Below are 23,141 nucleotides of genomic sequence, written 5' to 3'. Positions count from 1 at the left end.
CTCGGAGCAGACGGCTTCGGCTTCTCCGACACCCGCCAAGCCGCACGCCGCTACTTCAAAAACGACACCCACTCCATCGTCACCAAAACCCTGCAACTCCTCGCCGCCAAGGGCGAAGTCGCAGCTGACGCAGTGGAAACTGCCATCGGGAAGTACCGGCTCCTGGATGTCAACGCCGGCACCACCGGCGGGGCAGGCGGCGACGCCTAGCCCAGGCTGGGCCACAGCCCACCAAGCACCAACCGCACGGCGGCTTTCACCGAAAGGTGGGGGCCGCCGTCGGGCTTTAACACAGCAGTGCCACACCGCCGCGGTGACCGGCGCAAGTTGTAGCCTTCGCACAAATGGAGCTTGCCCGGGATGCGCCGTATGCTCATTCCATGGCAGAGCCCACCAAGACCACAACCAAGCGCAAGGCAGCAGCAGCGGCAGTGTCGCCGGAAAAAGCCGAAACGCTGCGGCAACTCCGCGCCAACGTGGGGCAATTGTCCACCACCACCATGCGGCAGCTCGAGAAATCGCTCCCGTGGTACAGCCGCTTGAGCTCGGATGAGCGTTCAGCTCTTGGCCTCGTGGCCCAGAACGGCATCGCCGCGTTCGTGACCTGGTACGAGCGGCCCAGTTCGCCGTCCTGGATCCTCACTGACGTTTTTGGCAACGCACCCACCGAACTGACGCGGTCCATCAGCCTTCAAAAAGCCCTGCAGTTGATCCGCATCGTGGTGGAAGTCGTGGAGGACCAGGTACCGGTCATCGCACCGGAACCGGACCAGCCCTCCCTTCGCGAAGCAGTGCTGCGCTACTCGCGCGAAGTCGCGTTCGCCGCCGCGGACGTCTACGCCCGCGCCGCGGAATCCCGCGGGTCCTGGGACACCCGCTTGGAAGCCCTGATTGTGGACGCCATCCTTCGCGGCGAAAACACCGACGCCCTGCGTTCCCGGATCGCCGCCCTCGGCTGGAAAGCGCAGGAGCGCTTCACCGTGATGGTGGGGAACTCGCCGTCGGAACCCAGCGCCAGCTACGTCAGCGAGCTCCGCCGCACGGCCGGGCGCTTCGCGGAAGACGCGTTGGTGGGCATCCAAGGCGACCGACTGATCCTGATCCTTGGCGGGGTCCAGGACCGTGACACCGCATACGTCAAACTCAGTGAGCTTTTCGCCCCCGGTGCAGTGGTCTATGGCCCGGAAGCGGGATCGTTGCTGGAGGCCAGCAGCTCTGCCCAGGCGGCTTTCGCGGGCCTCACCGCTGCCCGGGCGTGGCCCTCGGCGCCGAGGCCGGTAGCGGCGGATGATCTCCTCCCGGAGCGGGTTGTTTCCGGTGACGATGCCGCCAGGCGCTCACTGATCAAGAACATCTACCGCCCCCTCCTCGCCGCTTCCAACGGGCTGGTGGAAACCCTCGGCACCTACCTCGAGCTGGGCCATTCACTGGAAGCCACCGCCCGCGAATTGTTCGTCCATGCCAACACCGTGCGCTACCGTTTGAAGCGTGTCTGCGACGTGACGGGCTGGGATCCGCTGCTTCCCAGGGAGGCATTCGTGCTACAAACAGCCCTGGTGGTTGGCCGGCTTTCGGCCCAACCGAAGGCTGCACCCGAGCGTCACGCATCGCGTTCACAGAACTGAACCGTTGTAGACTTCCTACAAACTGACCCAGTGAGCTTGGTGTACCGAAACACCAGTGGATCACGTGGCAATTTGGAAAGCTGGATACGTGCTTGCAATCGTCTGCCCTGGACAGGGCTCCCAGACCCCAGGATTCCTGGCCCCTTGGCTGGAACTCCCCTCCGTTGAAGGCCAGTTGGCCGCCCTGAGCGAGATCGCAGGCATCGACCTCAAGGCCCACGGAACCACCTCCGATGAAGAGACCATCAAGGACACCGCAGTGGCGCAGCCACTGATCGTCGCTGCAGGTTTGGTCGCCGCGAAGTCGTTGTTCGACGTCGAACTCAGCACCCTTCCGGTCATCCTCGCCGGGCACTCCGTTGGCGAAATCACTGCCTCCGCCCTGGCCGGTGTCCTCACCGAAGAGGAAGCCATGACTTTCGTCCGCGAACGTGCCAACAGCATGGCGGCCGCCGCGGCAGTCATCCCCACCGGCATGAGCGCCGTAGTGGGCGGCGACCCCGCGGAGGTCCTCGCCGCCATCGAAGCCTCCGGCGCAACCCCTGCCAACGTCAACGGCGCAGGCCAGACCGTCGCCGCGGGTACCTTTGAGCAGCTCAAGTCCCTCGCGGAAAATCCGCCCGCGAAGGCCCGCGTCATTCCCCTGAAGGTCGCCGGCGCCTTCCACACCGCCCACATGGCTCCCGCAGTAAGTGCGCTGGAAGCCCTCAAGCCGTCACTGTCTCCGCAGGACCCCACCGTTCCCCTGCTGTCCAACTACGACGGCAAGGAAGTAACGGCAGGTTCGGCGGCCGTGGAAAGCCTTATTGCCCAGGTATCCCGGCCGGTCCGGTGGGACCTCTGCATGGAGAACCTGGTTGAACGGGGCGTCACGGGCGTCATCGAACTGGCTCCGGCCGGTACCCTTGCAGGCCTCGCCAAACGCGGCATGCCCGGCGTCAAGACCGTGGCCGTCAAGACCCCCGAAGACCTGTCCGCGGCATTGGCACTGTTCGCTGAATTGGAGGGAGAGGCATGAGCACGCCCGTACTGAAGCAGGCTCCGGTCCAGGAGAACACCCGGATCCTGGGCATCGGCGCCTACCGGCCCGACGTCATTGTCACCAACGACGACGTCTGCCAGTGGATCGATTCCTCCGACGAATGGATCCGCCAGCGCACCGGCATCATTACGCGCCACCGGGCCGCCGAAGGCGTCAGCGTCATCGACATGGCTGAAGGCGCCGCCCGCGAAGCACTCGCCCAGGCCGGCATCGAACCGTCCCAGCTTGGTGCGGTCATCGTCTCCACCGTCACCCATCCCTACGCCACGCCGTCGGCTGCCGCCGCGCTCACCGACCGTTTGGGCGCGACGCCGGCACCCGCCTTCGACATCTCAGCCGCCTGCGCGGGTTACTGCTATGGCGTTGCCCAGGCTGACGCGCTGGTCCGCTCGGGTGCCGCCAAGTATGTGCTGGTCGTTGGTGCCGAGAAGCTCTCGGACGTGATCGACAACCATGAACGCACCATCTCCTTCCTCCTGGGTGACGGCGCCGGCGCCGTCGTGGTCGGCCCCTCCGACATTCCCGGCATTGGACCCTCCGTGTGGGGCTCCGATGGAAGCAAGTGGGACGCCATTGGTATGACCCACTCCCTGGAGGACGTCAAGAAGCTGGGCGAATCCGCCCGTCACTCCGACGAGATCGATGACCCGGCCATCCTTTCGGCCACCCAGGATGTTTGGCCGACACTTCGCCAGGACGGCCAAACGGTCTTCCGCTGGGCTGTGTGGGAGATGGCCAAAGTTGCGCAGCAGGCACTGGATGCTGCGGGCATCGAGGCGGACGATCTCGCCGCCTTCATTCCGCACCAGGCCAACATGCGCATCATCGACGAGATGGTCAAGAAGCTCAAGCTTCCGGAGACCGTCATGATCGGACGCGATATTGCCCAAGCAGGCAACACGTCCGCCGCGTCGATCCCCTTGGCCACCCACCGCCTGCTCCAGGAAAACCCTGGACTCAGCGGCGGCCTGGCTTTGCAGATCGGATTCGGCGCCGGCCTGGTCTTTGGCGCCCAGGTGGTCGTTCTGCCGTAATCCTGGACCGGCCCAATGCCCTCCAGCCAATTGAATATGACTTACAAACCCAAACCGTAACCGCGGTTTGACCCCCTTTCCGGCAGCAGCCGGCACAACAAGAAAAGGAGCCGATCATGGCTAGCAACGAAGAAATCCTGGCCGGCCTGGCTGAAATCGTCAACGAAGAGACCGGCCTCGCCACCGAAGCCGTCGAACTGGACAAGTCCTTCACCGAGGACCTGGACATCGACTCCATCTCCATGATGACCATCGTGGTCAACGCCGAAGAAAAGTTCGGCGTCCGCATCCCCGACGAAGAGGTCAAGAACCTCAAGACCGTCGGCGACGCCGTGAGCTTCATCGCCAACGCACAGGCCTAGTCCTGATACCAGCTGTGCCGGGCCAGGGTACGTCATCCTGCGCCCGGCACAGCCGCACTACCGCCCAAAGATTTTCAGCCGCCCCCGCACCAAGCTGCAGCCGGGTCGGCTCATCCGACAGAGAGTGATCGCATGGCACGCAAAGTAGTCATAACCGGTCTGGGGGCCACCACTCCCATCGGCGGCGACGTTCCCACAATGTGGCAGAACGCGCTGAAAGGGGTCTCCGGTGCCCACACGCTCGGGGACGAGTGGGTTTCCAAGTACGACCTCCCGGTCCACTTTGCTGCCAGGTGCTCGACGCCGGCCCTGGAAGTCCTCAGCCGCGTCGAAGCCAAGCGCATGGACCCCTCCACGCAATTCGGCGTCATTGCCGCCCGCGAAGCCTGGGCTGACGCAGGGATCGACGACATCGACCACGACCGCCTCGCTGTCGCTTTCGCCACCGGAATCGGTGGCGTGTGGACCCTCCTGGATGCCTGGGACACCCTGAAGGAAAAAGGTCCCCGCAGGGTGCTGCCCATGACCGTCCCGATGTTGATGCCTAACGGCGTAGCCGCTGCTGTGAGCCTTGACCTTGGTGCGCGTGCTGGCGCCCACACCCCGGTTTCGGCGTGTGCTTCCGGAACCGAAGCCCTCCACCTCGGCCTGGACCTGATCCGCTCAGGCAAGGCAGATGTGGTCATGTGCGGTGGCGCGGAAGCGGCCATCCACCCGATGCCGCTGGCCGCCTTCTCCTCCATGCAGGCGCTTTCCCGCCGGAACGACGATCCCGAGCGGGCTTCCCGCCCCTACGACATCGACCGCGATGGCTTTGTCATGGGCGAAGGTGCCGGTGCTTTGGTACTGGAGGCCGAAGAGCACGCGATCGCCCGCGGCGCACGCATCTACGCAGAGCTTGCCGGAACTTCTGTCACGGCTGACGCCTACCACATCACCGCTCCCGACCCCGAAGGCCTGGGGGCTACCCGCGCCCTGAAAGCCGCCATGTTTGATGGCCGCATCCAGGCCGAAGACGTGGTCCATGTCAACGCGCACGCAACGTCCACTCCTGTCGGCGACAAGCCCGAGTACACGGCGCTGCGGGCGGCCCTTGGCACCCACGTGGACAATGTGGCCGTCTCGGCTACGAAGTCCCAAATGGGCCACCTCCTGGGCGCCTCTGGTGCTGTGGAAGCGGTCCTGACGGTCCTGGCTGTCTACGAGCGCAAGGCACCGGTAACCATCAACCTGGAGAACCAGGATCCGGAAATCCCGCTCGACGTCGTGACGTCAGTGCGTGACCTGCCCGCCGGCGACATCGTTGCCCTCAGCAACTCGTTCGGCTTCGGCGGCCACAACGCGGTTATCGCCGTGCGGAACGCCTAGCAGCCCCCGACGCGAAGCAGGGCCCCACCATTTTCGGTGGGGCCCTGCTTTTTGCTATGGGGTTGGGTGGAGGGCTGCCTAGCCCACTTGGTGCAACCAGCGCACGGGAGCACCCTCGGCCGCATGGCGGAACGGTTCCAGCTCTTCATCCCAGGCTTCGCCGAGGGCAAGGGAGAGCTCATGGTAAACCGCTGAGGGGTCACCTGCGCCGGACTCGTAGGCGTAGCGGATACGGTCCTCGGTGACCATGACGTTTCCGTGGACATCCGTGACTGCGTGGAAGATCCCAAGTTCAGGGGTGTGGGACCAACGGGCGCCGTCCACACCCTGGCTCGGTTCTTCGGTCACTTCATAACGCAGGTGTGCCCAGCCTCGAAGAGCGGACGCCAACTGGGCCCCGGTGCCGGGCTTGCCGGTCCAGGACAACTCAGCGCGGAACATTCCGGGCGCAGCCGGTTGCGGGGTCCACTCAAGATCGGTTCGCTTGTCAACGACCGATCCAATGGCCCACTCGACGTGCGGGCACAGCGCCGTTGGCGCCGAGTGCACGAACAGGACACCGCGGGTTGTTGCAACAGACATTCCATCCTCCATAGCTGTAGGTACGTCTTCCCCAACGACCTCTGCTGGATGGTGCTGTTGACCTTGCGATGACCCGTCAAGACCTTTGTGCAAGCTATTTATTTATCCGCAGCCATTCCCCAAACTGATGAATGCTTTTGCTCGATTCTGGCACAGATTCAACCCTCAACCATAAATTGAAGGTTCGCCCGTGGTGCTTTCATTTTGCCGTACACCTTCCTTTTCCGCCAGTGCAGGTAATGCGCCCGCGTCTGTGCCGGCATTTTGCCGTCATTCAAGCGCGCGGATGCGCCTGTTGATAACTCCTCCGCAGCCTGTCCACAGAAACGTGGGTGTAGATCTGGGTGGTGGCCAGGCTGCTGTGACCCAGGATTTCCTGGACTGCACGGAGGTCCGCCCCACCATCGAGCAGATGTGTGGCAGCACTGTGGCGCAGAGCGTGGGGTCCGGTGGCCGAGGTATCTCCCAGTGCCTTCAGGAGTGCGCCCACCACGCTCCTGACTTGGCGGGGATCCACCCGGTTCCCCCTGACGCCGAGGAACAGCGCAGGACCACTGCCGGAGGTCACCACCTCAGGCCTGCCCTTGCGCAGCCAGTCATCGAGTGCCACGGCAGCCGGGACGCCGAAGGGAACCGTCCGCTCCTTGTTTCCCTTGCCCAGGACCCTGAGTGTGCGCCGGTCGGGATCGACATCATCGATGTCCAATCCCACCAGCTCGCCGACGCGTACGCCTGTTGCGTAGAGGAGTTCCACCATGGCGCGGTTGCGGACCGCCATGGGGCCTCCCTGGACGGCTGCCTCTCCGAGGTCACCGACCATCCTGGTGACTTGCTGTTCCTGCAGGACTCCGGGCAGTGTCTTGGCGCGTTTGGGGGCCTGGAGCCGCAGGGCAGGGTCCTTGGCAATGAGTTCCTCCCGCAGGGCCCACTTGGTGAAGGAACGTGCGGTGGCGGCGCGGCGCGCCAAGGTGGTCCGGGCCAGCCCGGACTCGCTTTGGGCACCAAGCCACCGCCTGAGCGTCCCCAGCTCCAGCTGTGGCAGTTCCGCCACCCCTTCCGAGGCCGCGAACCCCAGCAGGCTGTCGACGTCGGACAGGTACGCGCGGACGGTGTGCCCGGAGCGCGCCCGCTCCGCCCGCAAGTACCGTTCGAATCCTCCGGCGGCCTGCATCAAGGCTTCTGGCAAAGTTTCTCGGTCCACCCTCCAACTGTGCCAGACAGCGCCGTGTTTGAAGCGCAGGACAAAGCCCTTCGCCGAGGCAGGTCACGCGCCCCGCTTCCGTTTCCAGGCGCTTCTCTCGCAGCCGGCCAAGCCCAGGAGTTCCAAACGCCCCAACCCGGCCCTGACTGCATCGGGACTGAGCCCGGCAACGACGGCGAGCTTCTCCACCGAGCTGCCTGAACGCAACGGCAGGGCGTCCAGGAGGATGAGATCCTCGAGCGACAAGCCGTCGTGTGGCTGGTTAGGCCCTTCTTTGTCCCCGGCCAACTGTTCGCCGCTCCGGCCGGACAGTTCGGCGATCTCGCCGACGTCCGTCACGCAAACGGCGCCGCCGTCGCGCAGCAGGCGATGGCAGCCTGCCGAATTGGCGCTGTGGATGGAGCCCGGGACTGCGGCCACCACTCGTCCAAGGGTTTCGGCATGGTGGGCGGTGTTCAGCGCTCCCGATCTCCACCGGGCTTCCACCACCACCGTGACCGAAGCCAAGGCGGCAATGATGCGGTTGCGTTGCAGGAAACGTAGAATGTATGCATGACAAAAGCCGCCATATATGCCCGCCAGTCCGAGGACGTCGCTGAGGGAATCGGGCGACAAAGTGGCCGCTGCGCCGCCTTGATTGAGGCACGCGGCTGGACCCTTATCAATACCTACGAAGACAACGACACTAGTGCCGCAAAGCGTCGCGGGCCGGGTACCGCTTGGCATCAAATGCTCAACGACCTTCGCTCCGGCGCCGCCGACGTGGTCGTCGCCGTCGATCTTGACCGACTCCTCCGTTCAACACGCGACCTTATCGAGATTACTGACACCGGAGCCCGCGTTCTAACCGTCGACGGCGAAATCGACCTCACAACCGCTGACGGTGAGTTCCGGGCAACCATGCTGGCCGGTATCGCACGCTTCGAGGTGCGGCGAAAGTCCGAGCGACAGAAGAGAGCAAACGAGTCGCGGGCCACTAGTGGCCGCCCGGTCCCCGGCCGTCGGCGCTACGGCTACGAAACCGACGGCACAACGCCGCGAGAGTCCGAGGCCCTAATCGTGCGGCGCCTCTTCGCCCACGTCGCCGGGGGAGGATCCTTACGTTCCGCCGTGCAATGGCTGCATTCTGAAGGCGTGAGCCCCGCGCCAGGCAAGGAATGGAGCCTTCGCCGGGTGAAGGACATTCTCATTAACCCCCACTACGCCGGACGGATCCGCCACCTAGGCGAAGAAATCGAATCCGCCCAAGTTGTCCCCATCGTTACGTCTGAGCTCTCCGCCGAAGTGACTGCAATCCTCAAAGACCCGTCAAGGCGAACGAGCCCAGGGACCAAGCCGCGTCACTTAGTGTCGGGGCTCGCGAACTGCGGAGTATGTGGCGCTCCCCTCTTCTACATGCGCACCTACCTCTGTCGGAAATCGGCGGCACACACCTCGATCACGAAGCCCAAGCTCGAAGGGGTGGTCCGCGACGAAATCGCGAAGGCATTTATCAGCGGCGGCCCCAGTCTCTTTCCGGCCTCGCCGACTGGCGGTAACGTTGCCGCGCTCCTCGCTGCGCACGAGAAGAACGCCGCCGCCGTAGCCTTGACGCTCGCAGATCGCGACGAGGGTCTCGTTCCTCCGAACGTCGCACGCGCAAGGCTCCTCGAACTGAAGGCAGCACGCGACATTATCGAGCGCGACCTGGAGCGAGCACGGACGGAGAAGGGCGCCGCCTCCGCCCTTCTGGAGATAGCTCAGGGGCTCCTCGTAAAGCGCGAGGTGAGCATGACAGAGTTTTCGGAAATGAAGGCAACCGTCCTAGAGAAGTTCGACGCGCTCGATATCGACCGTCAGCGGGAGATCTTGCGGGCTCTTCTCTACGTCGAGGTCCGTCCAGGTCGTGATATTTCTCGCGTATGGATCGAGCATAAGCTCGCCACGCACTTGAACCCGGATGCTATCGCTCTCGTCGACGCGGACTATTACGTCGACTAGGCAAGCTGGAGCGGAATCTCGGCGATCGGGGTCCCCGCGCCGGGAGAGACGCGGGGGCGGCCCCCAAAAGTGACGAAGTGACGGTTCTTAGGTCACTCTCCGTTAGTTGTTAAGAGACTCTCTCTCTAGAGCGGTAATACAAAGTGACGCTTCTTCCGTCACTTCGTCACACCCTGAGCGCCGCCCTGTCCCGGCGAGGACTCTCAGCGCATGATCTTGCGCACACTTTGGAGCCCGCGCGCCGCGCGCCCCGGAATCCAGGGCCTCCGCCGAAGTGTTGCTAACACTTCCGGCCCTCTACTCCTATAGAGGGACTTGGTTGGACCCTCTCCCATCCCTGGCGCGCCGCGCCCCACGTCTGCAAGCGCAGAGCCGCCAGGGTGGGCTCCCCTCCTCCGGCGTGCCTTTGGGCCTCCTTACAGCGCCGGGGACCCATGCGCCTCCTGGGATAAGGGCGGCATGGGACCGGGAAGACGCCGGGCGCGATCGCTCCGTTAGTGGCTTTCTTCGTCGCTACCGACGTTGAGCGCCGTCCGGCGTCTTTCCCTTTCTTCTTCCGACGTCCGTCGTGTGAGCCAGGAGCTCGCGCCCCTGGGCGGCCGGTCGCCGTCGTGTGAGCCAGGAGCTCGCGAAGGCATCCCCTCGGCGCCCATGCGCCGCCTTGACCCCTCCCGCCGAGCAAGCGCTCCGCGTCCGGGTCCCGCGAGTCGCGGCCCTCCCATCCACACTCCAAACATCAGGAGCTCACATTGACAAACTCTTTCCTCACCGCCGAAAACATTGCACGCACCGCCGCCAACCTCGTTGGCCAGGATCTCGGCCTCGCCGGTAAGGTCTACCGCGACCTGGAGGCGGACTTCGCCGCTGGTAAGGGCAACAAAGTTAAGGTGCGAGTGCCCGGCGCCGTGGCGGCCCAGACTCGAAGCGTTTACGACACCTCTACGCCCCTCGTTTCCGACGAGATCGCGGAGCAGAGCATCGACGTCGAACTGACGGATCACGTTTACGACAACGTCGTTCTTTCCGAAGGCGACCTCGATCTGGAGGTCGTGGACTTCTCGAAGCAGGTACTCATTCCCCAGGCTACGGCTATCGTGAAGTACGTCGAGAAGGCCGTCGCCACGGCCATGAAAGCCACGCCGGAAACGGCCGCGATCGCCTACTCGGCGGCCGCACCGGCGAAGACCTTCACGCAGATCCGGAAGGCCCTGCGAGACAACGGCGTGCCGACTGAGGCGCCCCTCGTCGCCGCCGTCGGCTCCGGCGTCTACGCCGACCTTCTGGACGGCCCGGCCGGGACCTGGGATGAGAGCGGAAAGGTCCGAGGCTTCGAGATCATCGAGTCGACGCGCCTCGCATCCGACGAAATCGTCGGCTTCGTGAAGGAAGCCTTCGCCCTCGTCGTCCGCGCCCCGCAAGTCCCGCAGGGCGCCCCCTTTGGTGCCAGCGTGACTGACGGCGGTTTCTCGCTCCGCTACATCCGCTCTTACGACGGAACCGTCGCCGCCGACCGTTCCCTCGTCTCCGCCTTCGTCGGCGTCCAGGCTATGCCTCTCGCCGTGGACAACGAAAACGGAACTATCTCCCTCGTGGACAACGGCGGCGCTGTTCGCGTACTGACCGCCGCCTGACGGCCGCCATAAGGGGGCCTCACGAATGAGGCCCCCTCTCCGACCGACCTAGGAGTTTCACTTGACCCAGCCCATGATCCCGTTGCATTCCGCTTGCTTGACCTGCGAAGGCCCGTTGTCCGCTGAGCGTGGACATGCCCGCCATTGCTCCAGCCGTTGCCGAAGCGCGGCGTATCGTGAACGACGCAACGCCGCCCCGGACCTTCTTCGGCGTCTCACTTGTGCCATTGAGGCCGCCGACGCTCCCGCCGTCGCGTCACTTGTGGAGGAAGCTCAGGGCGTCCTCGGAGCACCCAAGGAACGAGCCCCCCGACAGATCCCCGACGCATTGACGTTTGAGGTCGTCGAAGACGCCGTCCGTCACGTACTCGAAACCTCCCCACCGCCGATAAGCCCGGAACACGCGGAATCTCGTCGGCGAACGTTGGAAGACCTCGACGCTAGCCGGGAAGCGCGGGCAATCGCCGCCACCGCGCGAAAGACGCACTCCTCGAATGGCGCGTAAGTACAGAGTCCGCCGCCTCCTTCACAGCTTCGTTGCGCCGAAGATCCCCACTTCCGGCGACGCCGTCACCCTCACCGCGCCGAGGCTGACAGTCGCGCCCCAGACGGCCGGACTGGACTACCTGGAGCGCCGGAGCCGCCTCCGCCGCGCCCAACGAGAGAAGACCTCCAATGTCTAACCCGCTTCCGCCGCCCGTTTCCGCCCTGGAGACGCGCCTCGGCCTTACGCCCGGTTCCCTCCTGGACGAAGACCGCTCGCGCGCCGAGGCGGCTCTGGAAGACGCTACTGTGCTCGTCGAGGCAGAAGTCCCGACGTCCTTAGCGGCGGCGTGGGAAGAAGACGCCCCCGCCGTCGTCCGCCTCGTCGTCCTGAAGGCCGCCCGTCGCGAGTTTGAAAACCCGCGCGGCCTGGAAAACGAGTCTCTCGGCGAGCACTCGGCGGGCTTCTCCGAGACGTCCGGCGTCTACCTGACCAGCCGAGAGATCGCCCAGGTTCGCCGAGCAGCTACCGGCCGGAGCGGAGGCTTCGTCGGATCCGTCCGGACGCCGTCCGCCTACGGCAACTAGGTTACTTCCCGATGTATGACCATGACTTATCGGAGCGGTCCCATTCGATCGCCCCACCGTGAAGCGCCCGGAATTGACGCAGGATCTTAGGATTCACTGCCGGGTTTCCGGCTTCGTTGAAGCTGTCCCAATCTTTGCCGAACGTCTTCGCTATATCGCCGACGAGGTGCTCCTGGTAAACCAGCTTCTCCCGCTTGATGGTCTCGACCATCCACTCGGCAATGTCTTTGGCGTTCGTCATGTGTCAACCGTATATCGGCCGAGCTCGGCCCTCCAATCCAGCGTCGGCGTCCGGACCCTGGGGAGGGCCTCCCCCCACCCCCCTGGCTCCCAGGCCGGAGAGGCATAGCGTCTCCCTGTGCGCGCGAGTCTGGGGCTTTCAACAAATACCCATGCCCGGCGCCGAAGGAGCCCCCCTCTTGCCTAACGATCGCTCCCCAATCCATCCCCTGGATACTGTCGGCGCGCTACCACTCGACCCCGGCGCCGTCGCCCGCGTCGGCGTGACACAAGCCGCTCTTGACGCTGTGAAGGATTACCGCCCATTCGCCCATGCCGCCGCTACGGCGCGAGGCCACACACGCGACGAGCTCATGGCCGCCGCTGGACGGCTCGCCCGAAGCTCCGCCGTCGCCCATGCCAGGCGTCACGCGGCGTTTGTGCTCCCGACGGCCGCCGATGCTCGTGTCTGCCACTCGGCGGCGAGCCCGTTCTAGGCCCTCTGCCTCGTTTCCCCACCCTGCCCCCCGCTCATTGCGGGGGTCTTTTACTTTAAGGCCGCATTTGTCCACCACACCTGAAAGCGCCCTCCCCGCTCCTGGCGATCGGAGGAGTACCCCGTGAGCAACGTCGGATATGCAACCCTCACCGTAATTCCGTCGGCGAAAGGCTTCCTCCCGGCCCTAAACGGCGAGGTCACGGCGCCTATGGCGAAGGTCGGAAAGGACGGCGGCGAGAAGTCCGGTAACGCCTTCGCCGGAGCCTTCAAGGGCATAATCGCCCCTGCCCTGGCCCTCGCCAGTGCCGGAGCCGTTACGGGCTTCGTCGGCGGCGCTATCGCGGCGGCCGGAGAGCTCCAGCAGAATATCGGCGCTATCGAGACGGTCTTCAAGGGCTCCTCCGCCCAGATGCTCGAATGGTCCGATCAAGCCGCTATGACTGTTGGCCTAACGTCCAGCGAGTACGACAAACTCGGGACCCTGATCGGCTCCCAGTTGAAAAACGCGGGTATTCCGATGGAGGAGCTCGCCGGTAAGACCAACACCCTGATTACCCAGGGCGCCGATATGGCTTCCATGTTCGGCGGCACGACGGCCGAAGCTGTCGAGGCCCTGAGCTCGGCCCTGAAGGGCGAGTCGGATCCGATCGAGCGCTACGGCGTCACCCTGAACGCCGCCGCCGTCGAAGCCGAGGCCGCCGCAATGGGCGCGAAGAAGGTCGGCGGAGAGTACGACGACACGGCGAAGAAGGCCGCGATCCTCTCGCTTATCACAAAGCAGACGGCGGACGCACAAGGCAACTTCGCGAAGGAAGCGTCGACCTACTCCGGCCAGCTTGAACGGATGAAAGCCGGATGGGGGAACATCACGGCCGCTATCGGCGGCGCCTTCCTCCCGGTCCTGACGAAGACTTACGGCTGGATCAATGCGAACGCTATTCCAATTCTGCAGGGCTGGGCGAACTGGCTCGGCCAGGGCGGAATCGGTACGGCGTGGAGTGCTCTCGTCGGCCTCATGAAAACGGGCGACTTCTCGACCGCCTTCCGTGAGGCTTTCCAGGTCGAAGAGGACTCCGCCGTCGTCGGCGTCCTCCTGGGCATCCGGGATCAACTCCTCCCGCTCTTTGGCCCCCTCTCTCAGTTCAAGAATCTTTGGACTGAGCTCCAGGGCGGCGTCCGAGCCTTCGGGGCGGCCTGGAAGGAAAACAGCGGCGACGTGACGAGCTCCGGGATCCCCGGATTCTTCGAGCAAGTCGCCAACGCCCTTCGGCCCGTCTTTGACGCGATTATGCCGCTGATCCCGCAAGTCTTCGGACTCGTGACGGCCTTCTCGCCGCTGGGGATCCTCTTCCGAGCCCTGGAGCCGGTAATCCCGGCCCTCCTGTCGGCCTTCACGTCTCTAGGGACGGCGGTCGCTGGAGTCCTGGGCACGGCACTAACCAACGCCGCGCCGCTCGTCGAGTCCCTAGTCTCGGCGCTCTCCCAGCTATTCGTCGCGCTGATCCCCGTTGCCTTGGCGTTTCAAGGCGTCTTCCTCGACGCGGTAACGCAGCTAGGCGGAGTCTTCGCCGCCGTCCAGGCTGCCGTTATTCCGCTCGTTACGACGCTTCTGTCTCAACTCGTGCCGATCATCACGAATCTCATTTCGACGGTCCTCCCGCCGCTCGTGTCGATCTTCGGGAATATCGTTTCGGCGATCGGTCCGCTCGTTACGCTCCTCCTCGGCCTACTGATCCCAGCTATCAACGCCCTTATGCCCGTCGTCGTGACGGTCTTCGGGATTATCGCGAATGTAATCACGGCCGCCATGACGATCATCCAGGGGATTATCCAGGTCGTTACCGGCATCATTACGGGCAACTGGGAGCAAGTCTGGACGGGCCTCGGGACTATCCTCTCCGGCGTCTGGGATCTGATCGTGAGCGTCGTTACTGGCGCTGTCGCGTTGGTCGGCTCCCTGATCGGCGCCGCGCTCTCCTTTATCGGTGATCTCTGGAATGGTGCCTGGACCGGGATCTCGTCCTTCCTGGGCGATACGTGGAACAACATCACAAAGGGCGTCGAGTCCGGGATCGGCGCCGTCGTGGACTTCTTCGGCGGCCTGTGGGACAAGATTACCGGAGCAATGGGCGACCTCGCCGGGAAGATGCTCGACGTGGGCAAAGACCTCATGGCGGGACTCGCCAAGGGTATCGGCGGCGCCGTCGAGGCCGTCCGCAAGGCTATCAGCGACGCAATCGGCGGAGCCATTGACTTTGCTAAAGATCTCCTCGGCATCCATTCGCCCTCCCGCGTCTTTATGGAGATCGGCGACTTCACCGCGCAAGGAATGGCCGTCGGCCTGACGAAGGGCGCGAAGCACGTCCAGAAGGCCGCCGCTAAGTCCCTCGTCCCGCCCGCTCCGTCCTTCTCGTCTCCGGACGTGACGGCCGGATCCGTGACACCTGGCACCGCTGACGGCGCTCTCCCGACCGGCTCCCCGCTGATCGGCTCTCTCACCCTCCAGTCTTCGGGCAACGTCTCCGAGGACATGGACGAGGTTCTTTTCCACACCCGACGAATTGCACGAGGAGGCGTCTACCGCTAGGCGCCCTCTGACAAATCGTGTGCGCCTCTCTCCGAGCACGACAAAGCCCCGCACGACTCATAAGTCATGCGGGGCTTTTCGTCGTCTAGGCGGGGCCGGTGATTGAGAGGACTGGCCGGAGCAAGGTAACCGTCTCCCCGCGCCGCTCCCCGTTCCGTGCCTTGTAGGAAGCCTCTTCCAGTCTCAACACAGCGCGCGCCGGGCCGTCGATCCTGGCGAGCTTTTCGAGAGTTCCCTCGGCGACGAGGTCGAAGGCCAGGGACCACGAGGAGGACTTGAACGTGTAAACGCCCTCTTCCGGCCGGTCCGCACGCCGGAAGCTGAGCTCGATTTGAGGTTTCGGCGGCTCCAGCGAGCCCTTTTGCCAGAAGAGCATCGACTGGCGAATAGCGTCCGGCCCGTCCAGGAGGATCTCCAGGCCGTCCGGCACTTCGGAGAGTAAAGCCTGAAGGTCGCTCACTTCGCCGCGACCTCCCCGTTTCGCTCCGCCGAATAGGACCCATCGGCGTAAACGCACATCACGCGGCCGTCAGAGTCCTCGAAGGATCCGACCGGCTCCGAATCCTCGACGTCGGCGAAGAGGTCGTCGGCTTCGACCAAGGTAGAGGATCCATCGGCATAGAGCCACAACTCGCGGCCCTCGGCGTCCTGGATAGTGCCGATAGGCCCGGCCTCGGCAGGTGCGGTGAAAATGTCGTCTACAAGTCCGCTCTGAGCTTCGGCGATCGTGGTTTCCATATGGTTTTCCCCCTTTGGATTCGGACCGCCCAGCGCGGCCGCAAGAGACACATTAACGCACTTTTCGACTGGTCTAGACCACGTAAGTCGCCTCGCGTGAATCGCCTAACGCGGCATCCCCACCCGGTCGCAGGGCTGCGCCGAGAATGTCAGACCTTCCACCTAGAATTGAAGGTATGACTTCGCTGCCCGAGAGCCGTATTGAAACTAAGAGTTGGTCCCTTTGGGCAGGTACGGCAGGTGACTTAGAACGCCTGTTCAAATCGATGCAGAAACAGTACGCCCCCTTGATACCGGCTCATGTGGAAAAGGAGTTGCGGCATCCGCGCAAGATGTTGCAGTTCGAAGAGGAAAACCGCGAACGCCTTCGGAAGAATGCTGAGGAATACGGCACCGACGCCGGACTAGCTGCGCGCATCACGAAAAGCGAAGCAGAACTTCGGAAGCTCACTGAGGAACTAGAGAAGGCTGAGACAGAAGCTCTTGCGGCCGGAAGCATCCAACTCTCACTCAGCGGCCTCAACGGCGACCGAACCACCGTTACAGGTAACGCTACACAGTTGATCGAGTACCTGGACGGTAAGCGGTTCAAGTCATTTGTCGCCATTGCCCCGAGCGGTGACATTCGCGCCAAATCGATCACAGTCGGCGGCGACAGGGAGGACGGCGTCGATCTTCGGGTGTCGTCGAACGATGCCGTGTGGTGCCGTGCCGCATTCTCTGAAGTCGCCGAAGAGATCAAGAAGGGCGTCCCCCGCTGGAAGTTCATTCGGAGAAACTGGGCGCTATGGATCTTTTTCAATCTAATCAACTGGGGCATCTGGTTTCTATCTGCGGCGCTACTGCCCAAAGGGCAACTCGACCTGACAGGGGGAATCGTTTACACGGTAGCGTTCGGAGTCATCGTCGGAGCCATGCTAGTCGGGGGAATGATATGGAGCCGACGGTACGTGCCAGCATTTGAAATCGTCCCTACGGGGGGTCAGCCAAGAGGCGTGACTTTCATGAAGTTCTGGGGCTATACCGTTGGCGTCGGGCTCCTCCTGGGAGTCGTCGGGAACGGCATTTCAAAGTTGGTTTTCGGCGACGGCTAGGCACGACGCATACAATTGACGTTTCCGTTGCAGGAACCTGTATCGGGTGGGGGCCGAGCCCGGGGGCACTTCGGCCATCACGGCCCCCTGGTTGGCGACTGCCCTCAGGAGGTTCTCGTTGCCTGCCGGGTAGAAGCGGTCCACTCCCCCGGCCATGACGGCGATGGTGGGGATGGCCGCCGCCCCGCCATTAAGGGCCCCCCGGTGCGCATGGGCGTCGATCCCATACGCACCGCCCGAGACCACCGTGAAGCCCCGCTGGGCCAAGCCATAGGCGAGGTCTCCCGTCACCGCTGCACCATAGCTGGTGCTGTCCCGCGATCCCACCAACGCGATGCTCTGCCGTGCTGGAGCGACAGGCTCTTCCTGTCCCCGCCACCAAAGGCACAGCGGCTCCTGCAAACCGAGGTCCGCCAATTGACCGGGCCAAAGCTCATCTCCGGGAACAACCACACGCCCGCCGAGCCGTTTCATGGTTTCCAGGTCACGTTCCGGTGCAAGATCCGCGACCCTGGGCGCCCACCGGCGCAGGCTCGCACCCAGTCCCGGCCACGAGGCCAGGTTCCCGTCCTGTGACAGCAATACCGTGACCTCACGCTCGACTGCAGCGCCCGCAGTCAGCTCACCGGTTGCGATACCCAGCGCGTCCAAGGCGCCTACGGCATGAACCAGTGCCAGTCCCACCGAATCCTGAGGCTCCATCAGGCGCGACAGCGCCGCCCTGGCAATCCGTTCCCTGTCCATGTTTCCCACTACGCCCAAGGCTTGCTTCCTTCCAGGAGTTTCCGCGTGATCAGGTTGTTGCATTCGTTTGCCGGAGGCCCAGGGCCTGTCCGATGTGGTCAGGGTGCGGCGAGTCCCTTTGGTCCAGGTCCGCGAGGGTCCAGGCCAGGCGGAGCACCCGGTCATAGCCCCGCGCTGTGAGAAGGCCACGTTCCAGGGCAGTATCGAGGACCCTGGTTGTTCCTGGACCCAGCCGCAGGTCACCCCGGAGGATGCGGCCGGGGACCTGGGAGTTGGTTTCGAAACCGAGGGGGCCGAGACGGCACGATTGGCGGTTCCTGGCCGCGGTCACGCGTCGGGCCACCACGCCGGTGGATTCCTCGCACCCCGTCTTTCCGAAATCGGCCAACGACACGCGTTCCACTTGCAGCTGGATGTCCACCCGGTCCAACAACGGTCCGGAGAGCCGGCCAAAGTAGCGTCGCCGCATCATCGCCGTACAACTGCACTCCATTCCCTTGCCTGAGGCCTTGCCGCACGGACACGGGTTGGCGGCCAGGACGAGCTGGAAACGGGCAGGATAAGCAGCCGTGCCGGCCGATCGGTGGATGACCAGTTCCCCACTCTCCAGCGGCTGCCGCAAGGCGTCCAGGACACGTCGTTCAAACTCCGGCGCCTCGTCAAGGAACAGGACGCCACGGTGGGCACGGGAGGCCGCTCCTGGCCGGGGAAGCCCGGAGCCTCCGCCAATGACGGCTGCCGGTGTGGCACTGTGGTGCGGGTTCTCAAAAGGAGGCCGGCGGATCAGCCGGACCGCGGATGATCGGATGGCAGCGAGTGAATGGATGGCAGTGACCTCCATGGATGCCGTGTCAGACAAGTCCGGAAGCAGCCCGGGCAGCCGCTCCGCCAGCATGGTCTTTCCCGCACCCGGTGGACCCGTCAGCAGCATGTGGTGTCCGCCTGCCGCAGCAACCTCCAGTGCCCGGCGGGCTCCAGCCTGCCCCGCCACGTCCCGGAGGTCCGGTACCGGCTCTTCCAGGAACTCCTCGTCTTCCGCGGTGTCGTCACCGGCGGGATCGTAGTCCAGGACCAGGTTCTTGGGGTCCGCTCCGAAGTCGTAGGCCAGCCGTGCCAAGGTCTTGTACCCCCTGACGCTGGCACCCGGCACCAGCCTGGCCTCCGCGACGTTGGCTTCCGCAACCACGATCTCCGGAAAGCCTGCGTCAACGGCAGCCATGACGGCAGGGAGGATTCCACGGACAGGGCGCAGCCGTCCGTCCAGCCCCAGCTCCGCAATGAAAACCGTGCCACTGATGGAACGGATGTCCTCGGCTGCACGAAGGACGGCCATGGTGATGGCGAGGTCGAATCCCGATCCACGCTTCGGCAAGGAGGCCGGGATCAGGTTCGCCGTGATCTTCCGCCTGCTGAGGGGGATTCCGGAGTTCTGCGCGGCAGAACGTATCCGTTCCTTGGCTTCATTGAGGGAGGCGTCCGGCAGGCCGAGGATCACAAAAGCCGGGAGTGTCTGGCCGATGTCCGCCTCCACCTCGACGATGTACCCGTTAAGGCCCACCAAGGCTATGCCGTAGCTGCGTCCAACGGCCATCAGCCAACACCCTGGAGATGCTCAAGCTGCGGTTCGCCGGCGCCATCATGGATCACGCCCACAACATCGATCCGGCGTCCCAGAGAGGGGAGCCCATGCTCGCGCACCCACCGTGTTGCGAGCCGGTGCAGCCGCGCGAGTTTCTCCGGACCCACCGCTTCGAAAGGATGGCCATAGGCCAGGCTGCGCCGCGTTTTCACCTCCGCGACTACGAGGGTTTTCCCGTCCAGGGCAACAATGTCCACTTCACCCTCGGAGCACCGCCAATTGCGCTCCAGGACCTGCATGCCCTGTCCTTCAAGGAACGCGGCGGCCAGGGCCTCGCCTTCCCGGCCAAGAATGTCTTTTGCTCGCATGAGCACCACCTCCGCTTCCAGCATCGCGGCTGGTTTCCGGCGGAGGCAGGCTCAGCCCACGCTATGTGGGTAATGCCGCCAAAGCGGGTGGTGTGGAGGAGTAGTGCAACGGCAAAGGCCTAGTTGCCGAGATCTCCCAGATCGCCGTCCTTGGGCAGGGCCAGATCCTCATTGCGCGGGAGTTCCTCGACGTTGACGTCCTTGAACGTGATCACCCGGACGTTCTTCACGAAGCGTGCCGAGCGGTAGACATCCCACACCCAGGCGTCCTGCAGCGTGAGGTCGAAGTACACTTCACCGTCCGCGCTCCGGGCCTGAAGATCCACATGGTTGGCCAGGTAGAAGCGCCGCTCGGTTTCGACAACGTAGCTGAACAAGCCAACAACGTCCCGGTACTCGCGGTAGAGCTGGAGCTCCATGTCGGTTTCGTAGTTCTCAAGGTCTTCGGCGCTCATGGTTCCATCTTGCACCATTGGCCGGACGCAACGTGCCAGCCTGCGAAGCTGTGACGCGGGCAAAGCCGTGCCGGACCACAACGTCAGAGCTCGCCGGGTCCTGTCAGATGCCAGCTGGTCCGGTGGTACGGACTGGGTCCCTGCAAACGGATGATCTCGCGGTGGGCAGACGTGGCATAGCCCTTGTTTTCGTTCCAGCCGTACGCCGGTAGTTCAGCGTGGAGCTCAACCATGATGCGGTCCCGTGCCACCTTGGCCAGCACGCTGGCGGCGGCCACGCTCAGGCAACCCATGTCCGCCTTGACGCGCGTATGGACCGGGGCGTCACAGGCCGGCCCTTCCGGAGCGGCATCGAACAACGATGCCTGGACCGCCGGCGACAGCCAGTTGTGGCTGCCGTCGAGCAAAACCACATCCGGGGTGACGCCTCCGGCGAGTATCTCGAACCAGGCACGCGTGCCCGCCAGTCGAAGAGCTGCGATGATGCCGATCTGGTCGATTTCCTCCGACGAAGCATGCCCCACGGCGCTTGCAACGGCCCATTCCCGGACCAGCGGCTCCAAACGGTCCCTGTCCTCGGGCTTGAGGAGTTTACTGTCCCGCACGTCAGCGAGCAGGCCATGCTCTTCCAGGTTCACCACGGCGATCCCAACACTGACAGGGCCTGCCAGCGCACCCCTGCCGACCTCATCCACTCCGGCCAGCAGCCGGGCCCCCGATGCCAGGAACGACCGCTCCACGTCGAGCGTAGGGTAAACCGGGCCGGCCTTCTTGACGGGCTTGGCCTTTGCTTTGCCTGCCTTGGCCTTGGTTCGGCTTGGAGCGGTTGCCATCTACTTTCCTGACGCCCCGGCCGGCACATTCTTGAAGACGTCCGGATAGTTGTCCAGGACGGTCCACCGGTTGACGGGCCACGCGATCACTGTCGCCTTGCCTTCTACGTCCTCGATGTTGACGAACCCGCCGTTCATCTCCTGATGGCTCCGGGAGTCGGCTGAATGGTTGCGGTTATCACCCATCACCCAGACCTTGCCCTCGGGCACCACGATGTCGAACTGTTCGGGCCTGGGCGTCTCGGCAGGGTTGATGTAGGTCTCGTCCAACGGCACACCGTTGATGCTGAGGCTGCCCCCGGCATCGCAGCACGTCACGTGGTCTCCGGGAAGGCCAATCACGCGCTTCACCAGGTGCTGCTCGTTGTCGTCGGCCATCAGACCAACGAATTCCAGGCTGTCCCCCACCCAGTCCATGGGCCCGGCGGGTTTCTTTTCAGTTGGCGCCAGCCAACCCTGGGTGTCCTTGAAGACCACCACATCGCCGTGCTGGAGGTCGAAGGGGCCGGGCACCAACAAGTTAATGAAGATGCGGTCATTCACATCCAAGGTGCTTTCCATGGACTCGGAGGGGATGTAGAAGGCCCGGAAAAGGAAGGTCTTCAACAGGAACGACAGCACCAGGGCGATGGCCACTACTGTGACGATTTCCTTGAGCCAGACAAGGAAGACGTTGGGACGCGGCCCGGTCTCCTCTTCCGTGGTGGTGGCAGCGTCATCCTCGGGCACTGCCCCGTCATGTGGCACCGCATGCCCGGCCCCACCGGCACTGGCCGTTCCGTCCAAGAGCCGCGCGTCGTCGTCGTGCCTCTCGGGATTCTCTGGAACTCTGTCCGGCATTTACTGTCCGTTCTTCGATGGGTCGGCCTGCGCGGGGCGAGGCATCTCTGCAAATCTATCAAGAGGCCAGATGATCTGGACCGGACGCCCGATCACCCGGTCCATGGGGACCATTCCCCCGCCGGGAGCCCCAAGCAATCCGCGGGAATCCGCAGAGCGTGACCGGTGGTCGCCCATGAGCCAGAGGCGCCCCGCCGGAACAACCACATCGAATTTTTGCTTGCTGGGTTCGTCCCCCGGGTAAACATAGGGTTCCGCAAGTACCTGACCGTTCACTGTGAGCGCCCCCGAAGCGTCGCAGCACTGGACGTGGTCCCCGGGCACCCCAATGACCCTTTTGACGTAAGTGGTATCGCTGCCCGTAAGCCCGAACCATTGGCCGGCGGCATCCAGGGCATCAACCAATGGCCCTTTGCCGCTGCTGAGGGGAGCAAACGAGCCCCGCCCATCGAAAACCACCACGTCTCCGCGGGCGATCGGCTCGGAGTTGAACGCCGTGCGCGAGACCAGGATCCTGTCCCCGGTCTGCAGCAAAGGCTCCATGGACTCGGAGGGGATGTAGTAGACATCGATCCAGAGCGAGCGGACCAGTCCACTGATGCCGATGGCGAGAACCAGGGCCAGAACGACAAAACGCCAGCCCTGTCTCCGGGGCTGGCGTTCTGCTGTGTCCATGATTCGTATCCCTGGTGCGTTGCGGATTGCCCGGAACCCCGGGCACGAATCCTGGACCCGTTGCGTAAGTTGGTGGACTTACTTGGCGAAGTCGCGCTTTTCCTTGATCTTCGCAGCCTTACCACGCAGTGCACGCATGTAGTAGAGCTTGGCGCGGCGGACGTCACCCTTGGTGACGACCTCGATCTTGTCGATGATCGGGGAGTGTACCGGGAAGGTACGCTCTACACCGACACCGAAGGAAACCTTGCGTACGGTGAAGGTTTCGCGAACGCCGTCACCCTGGCGGCCCAGGACGAAGCCCTGGAATACCTGGACACGGGAGTTCTTGCCTTCAATGATGTTGACGTGAACCTTGAGGGTGTCGCCCGCGCGGAACTCCGGAACATCGCTGCGCAGCGAGGCTGCATCTACGCTATCGAGGATATGCATTAATCCACTCCTGGTGAACGCCACAGGTCATTCACTTTGGGTCACGGCGGAAAAGCCCGGGGCACGGTGGCCCGCGGAAATTTCCGCCGAAGATTCATCGTGGCCGGCTTCGCCACTGATTGGCGTCGCCGTTGTCCGACTGTTGGCCAAGCTCCCCCTGTGGCAGGTGCCAGCCCAGTAGA

25 protein-coding genes and 2 pseudogenes are annotated in these 23,141 nt (G+C 64.0%); 13 read left to right on the top strand and 14 right to left on the bottom strand.

Going from position 1 to position 23,141, the window contains the following annotated elements:
• The 6 genes from ACIPY3_RS04565 to ACIPY3_RS04540 form a co-directional block, all read left to right on the top strand.
• Nucleotides 1-210: hypothetical protein (locus ACIPY3_RS04565; protein WP_397325869.1), on the top strand; the 210-nt coding region annotated here is incomplete at its 5' end.
• Between the two features lie 170 nt (nt 211-380).
• The gene (locus ACIPY3_RS04560; protein WP_400330559.1) at nt 381-1,625 is read left to right on the top strand and encodes a PucR family transcriptional regulator; all 1,245 of its coding nucleotides are present in this window, start codon (nt 381-383) and stop codon (nt 1,623-1,625) included.
• A gap of 88 nt (nt 1,626-1,713) precedes the next feature.
• Nucleotides 1,714-2,643: an ACP S-malonyltransferase gene (locus tag ACIPY3_RS04555; RefSeq protein ID WP_400330556.1), complete on the top strand. Its 930-nt coding sequence runs from the start codon at nt 1,714-1,716 to the stop codon at nt 2,641-2,643.
• Nucleotides 2,640-3,701, top strand: coding sequence for a beta-ketoacyl-ACP synthase III (locus tag ACIPY3_RS04550; protein ID WP_400330553.1), 1,062 nt, complete (start codon nt 2,640-2,642; stop codon nt 3,699-3,701). The genes ACIPY3_RS04555 and ACIPY3_RS04550 overlap by 4 nt, the downstream gene beginning before the upstream one ends.
• A 116-nt stretch (nt 3,702-3,817) precedes the next feature.
• The gene (locus ACIPY3_RS04545; protein ID WP_011692310.1) at nt 3,818-4,063 is read left to right on the top strand and encodes an acyl carrier protein; all 246 of its coding nucleotides are present in this window, start codon (nt 3,818-3,820) and stop codon (nt 4,061-4,063) included.
• 132 nt (nt 4,064-4,195) lie between these two features.
• Nucleotides 4,196-5,431 (top strand): beta-ketoacyl-[acyl-carrier-protein] synthase family protein, encoded by a 1,236-nt coding sequence (locus tag ACIPY3_RS04540; RefSeq protein WP_400330550.1) that lies wholly within the window; start codon nt 4,196-4,198, stop codon nt 5,429-5,431.
• A 78-nt stretch (nt 5,432-5,509) separates the two neighbouring features.
• On the opposite strand, the gene ACIPY3_RS04535 is transcribed toward ACIPY3_RS04540, so the two are convergent.
• From ACIPY3_RS04535 to ACIPY3_RS04525, 3 genes and pseudogenes are all read right to left on the bottom strand, one after another.
• Nucleotides 5,510-6,013, bottom strand: coding sequence for a DUF3145 domain-containing protein (locus ACIPY3_RS04535; RefSeq protein ID WP_397325874.1), 504 nt, complete (start codon nt 6,011-6,013; stop codon nt 5,510-5,512).
• A 274-nt stretch (nt 6,014-6,287) separates the two neighbouring features.
• Nucleotides 6,288-7,184: a tyrosine recombinase XerC gene (locus ACIPY3_RS04530; RefSeq protein WP_400330649.1), complete on the bottom strand. Its 897-nt coding sequence runs from the start codon at nt 7,182-7,184 to the stop codon at nt 6,288-6,290.
• Between the two features lie 93 nt (nt 7,185-7,277).
• Nucleotides 7,278-7,754, bottom strand: a pseudogene (locus tag ACIPY3_RS04525) (DNA-processing protein DprA); the annotation flags it as partial.
• A 12-nt stretch (nt 7,755-7,766) separates the two neighbouring features.
• On the opposite strand from ACIPY3_RS04525, the gene ACIPY3_RS04520 reads away from it, so the two are divergent.
• From ACIPY3_RS04520 to ACIPY3_RS04505, 4 genes are all read left to right on the top strand, one after another.
• Nucleotides 7,767-9,194, top strand: a complete 1,428-nt coding sequence (locus tag ACIPY3_RS04520; protein WP_400330547.1) for a recombinase family protein — start codon at nt 7,767-7,769, stop codon at nt 9,192-9,194.
• A gap of 749 nt (nt 9,195-9,943) precedes the next feature.
• Nucleotides 9,944-10,825 (top strand): P22 phage major capsid protein family protein, encoded by an 882-nt coding sequence (locus ACIPY3_RS04515; protein WP_400330544.1) that lies wholly within the window; start codon nt 9,944-9,946, stop codon nt 10,823-10,825.
• A 494-nt stretch (nt 10,826-11,319) separates the two neighbouring features.
• Nucleotides 11,320-11,508, top strand: a complete 189-nt coding sequence (locus tag ACIPY3_RS04510) for a hypothetical protein (protein ID WP_400330541.1) — start codon at nt 11,320-11,322, stop codon at nt 11,506-11,508.
• Nucleotides 11,501-11,896 carry a hypothetical protein gene (locus ACIPY3_RS04505; protein WP_400330539.1) on the top strand — a complete coding sequence of 132 codons (396 nt, stop codon included), beginning with the start codon at nt 11,501-11,503 and terminating at the stop codon, nt 11,894-11,896. Before ACIPY3_RS04510 ends, ACIPY3_RS04505 begins: the two co-directional genes overlap by 8 nt.
• Nucleotide 11,897: 1 nt before the next feature.
• Here ACIPY3_RS04505 and ACIPY3_RS04500 read toward each other — a convergent pair whose 3' ends face one another.
• Nucleotides 11,898-12,137 (bottom strand): DUF6953 family protein, encoded by a 240-nt coding sequence (locus tag ACIPY3_RS04500; protein ID WP_400330536.1) that lies wholly within the window; start codon nt 12,135-12,137, stop codon nt 11,898-11,900.
• Nucleotides 12,138-12,315: 178 nt separating this feature from the next.
• Here ACIPY3_RS04500 and ACIPY3_RS04495 point away from each other — a divergent pair, with 178 nt between their 5' ends.
• Both ACIPY3_RS04495 and ACIPY3_RS04490 read left to right on the top strand, forming a co-directional pair.
• Complete coding sequence (locus ACIPY3_RS04495) at nt 12,316-12,612, top strand: hypothetical protein (protein WP_400330533.1); 297 nt, start codon at nt 12,316-12,318, stop codon at nt 12,610-12,612.
• Nucleotides 12,613-12,735: 123 nt separating this feature from the next.
• Nucleotides 12,736-15,201: a hypothetical protein gene (locus tag ACIPY3_RS04490; RefSeq protein ID WP_400330530.1), complete on the top strand. Its 2,466-nt coding sequence runs from the start codon at nt 12,736-12,738 to the stop codon at nt 15,199-15,201.
• A gap of 85 nt (nt 15,202-15,286) precedes the next feature.
• On the opposite strand, the gene ACIPY3_RS04485 is transcribed toward ACIPY3_RS04490, so the two are convergent.
• Nucleotides 15,287-15,661, bottom strand: a complete 375-nt coding sequence (locus ACIPY3_RS04485; protein ID WP_400330527.1) for a hypothetical protein — start codon at nt 15,659-15,661, stop codon at nt 15,287-15,289.
• On the bottom strand, nt 15,658-15,939 hold the full coding sequence (locus tag ACIPY3_RS04480; protein ID WP_400330524.1) for a hypothetical protein: 282 nt from the start codon (nt 15,937-15,939) through the stop codon (nt 15,658-15,660). Before ACIPY3_RS04480 ends, ACIPY3_RS04485 begins: the two co-directional genes overlap by 4 nt.
• Before the next feature lie 176 nt (nt 15,940-16,115).
• On the opposite strand from ACIPY3_RS04480, the gene ACIPY3_RS04475 reads away from it, so the two are divergent.
• Complete coding sequence (locus ACIPY3_RS04475) at nt 16,116-17,033, top strand: hypothetical protein (protein ID WP_400330521.1); 918 nt, start codon at nt 16,116-16,118, stop codon at nt 17,031-17,033.
• A gap of 6 nt (nt 17,034-17,039) precedes the next feature.
• Here ACIPY3_RS04475 and ACIPY3_RS04470 read toward each other — a convergent pair.
• The 8 genes and pseudogenes from ACIPY3_RS04470 to rplS all read right to left on the bottom strand — a co-directional run.
• Nucleotides 17,040-17,777 (bottom strand): annotated as a pseudogene (locus tag ACIPY3_RS04470) (DNA-processing protein DprA); the annotation flags it as partial.
• A 49-nt stretch (nt 17,778-17,826) separates the two neighbouring features.
• The gene (locus ACIPY3_RS04465; RefSeq protein WP_400330518.1) at nt 17,827-19,368 is read right to left on the bottom strand and encodes a YifB family Mg chelatase-like AAA ATPase; all 1,542 of its coding nucleotides are present in this window, start codon (nt 19,366-19,368) and stop codon (nt 17,827-17,829) included.
• Nucleotides 19,368-19,733, bottom strand: coding sequence for a YraN family protein (locus ACIPY3_RS04460; RefSeq protein ID WP_400330646.1), 366 nt, complete (start codon nt 19,731-19,733; stop codon nt 19,368-19,370). The genes ACIPY3_RS04465 and ACIPY3_RS04460 overlap by 1 nt, the downstream gene beginning before the upstream one ends.
• A gap of 110 nt (nt 19,734-19,843) precedes the next feature.
• Nucleotides 19,844-20,179: a DUF2469 domain-containing protein gene (locus ACIPY3_RS04455; protein ID WP_021470793.1), complete on the bottom strand. Its 336-nt coding sequence runs from the start codon at nt 20,177-20,179 to the stop codon at nt 19,844-19,846.
• 83 nt (nt 20,180-20,262) lie between these two features.
• Nucleotides 20,263-21,012 (bottom strand): ribonuclease HII, encoded by a 750-nt coding sequence (locus tag ACIPY3_RS04450; protein WP_400330515.1) that lies wholly within the window; start codon nt 21,010-21,012, stop codon nt 20,263-20,265.
• A complete protein-coding gene (gene lepB, locus ACIPY3_RS04445; protein ID WP_400330512.1) occupies nt 21,013-21,852 on the bottom strand; it encodes a signal peptidase I in 840 nt (279 codons plus the stop codon).
• A complete protein-coding gene (gene lepB, locus ACIPY3_RS04440; protein ID WP_400330510.1) occupies nt 21,853-22,527 on the bottom strand; it encodes a signal peptidase I in 675 nt (224 codons plus the stop codon).
• 78 nt (nt 22,528-22,605) lie between these two features.
• A complete protein-coding gene (gene rplS / locus ACIPY3_RS04435) occupies nt 22,606-22,959 on the bottom strand; it encodes a 50S ribosomal protein L19 (protein ID WP_090818948.1) in 354 nt (117 codons plus the stop codon).
• Between the last annotated feature and the right edge of the window lie 182 nt (nt 22,960-23,141).

It is taken from the genome of Paenarthrobacter sp. NPDC089714, assembly GCF_044748905.1.
In the GTDB taxonomy this organism is placed as follows: Bacteria; Actinomycetota; Actinomycetes; order Actinomycetales; family Micrococcaceae; genus Arthrobacter.
Note: the sequence above shows the minus strand (reverse complement) of the source record. Positions and strands in the feature narration are given on the sequence as shown.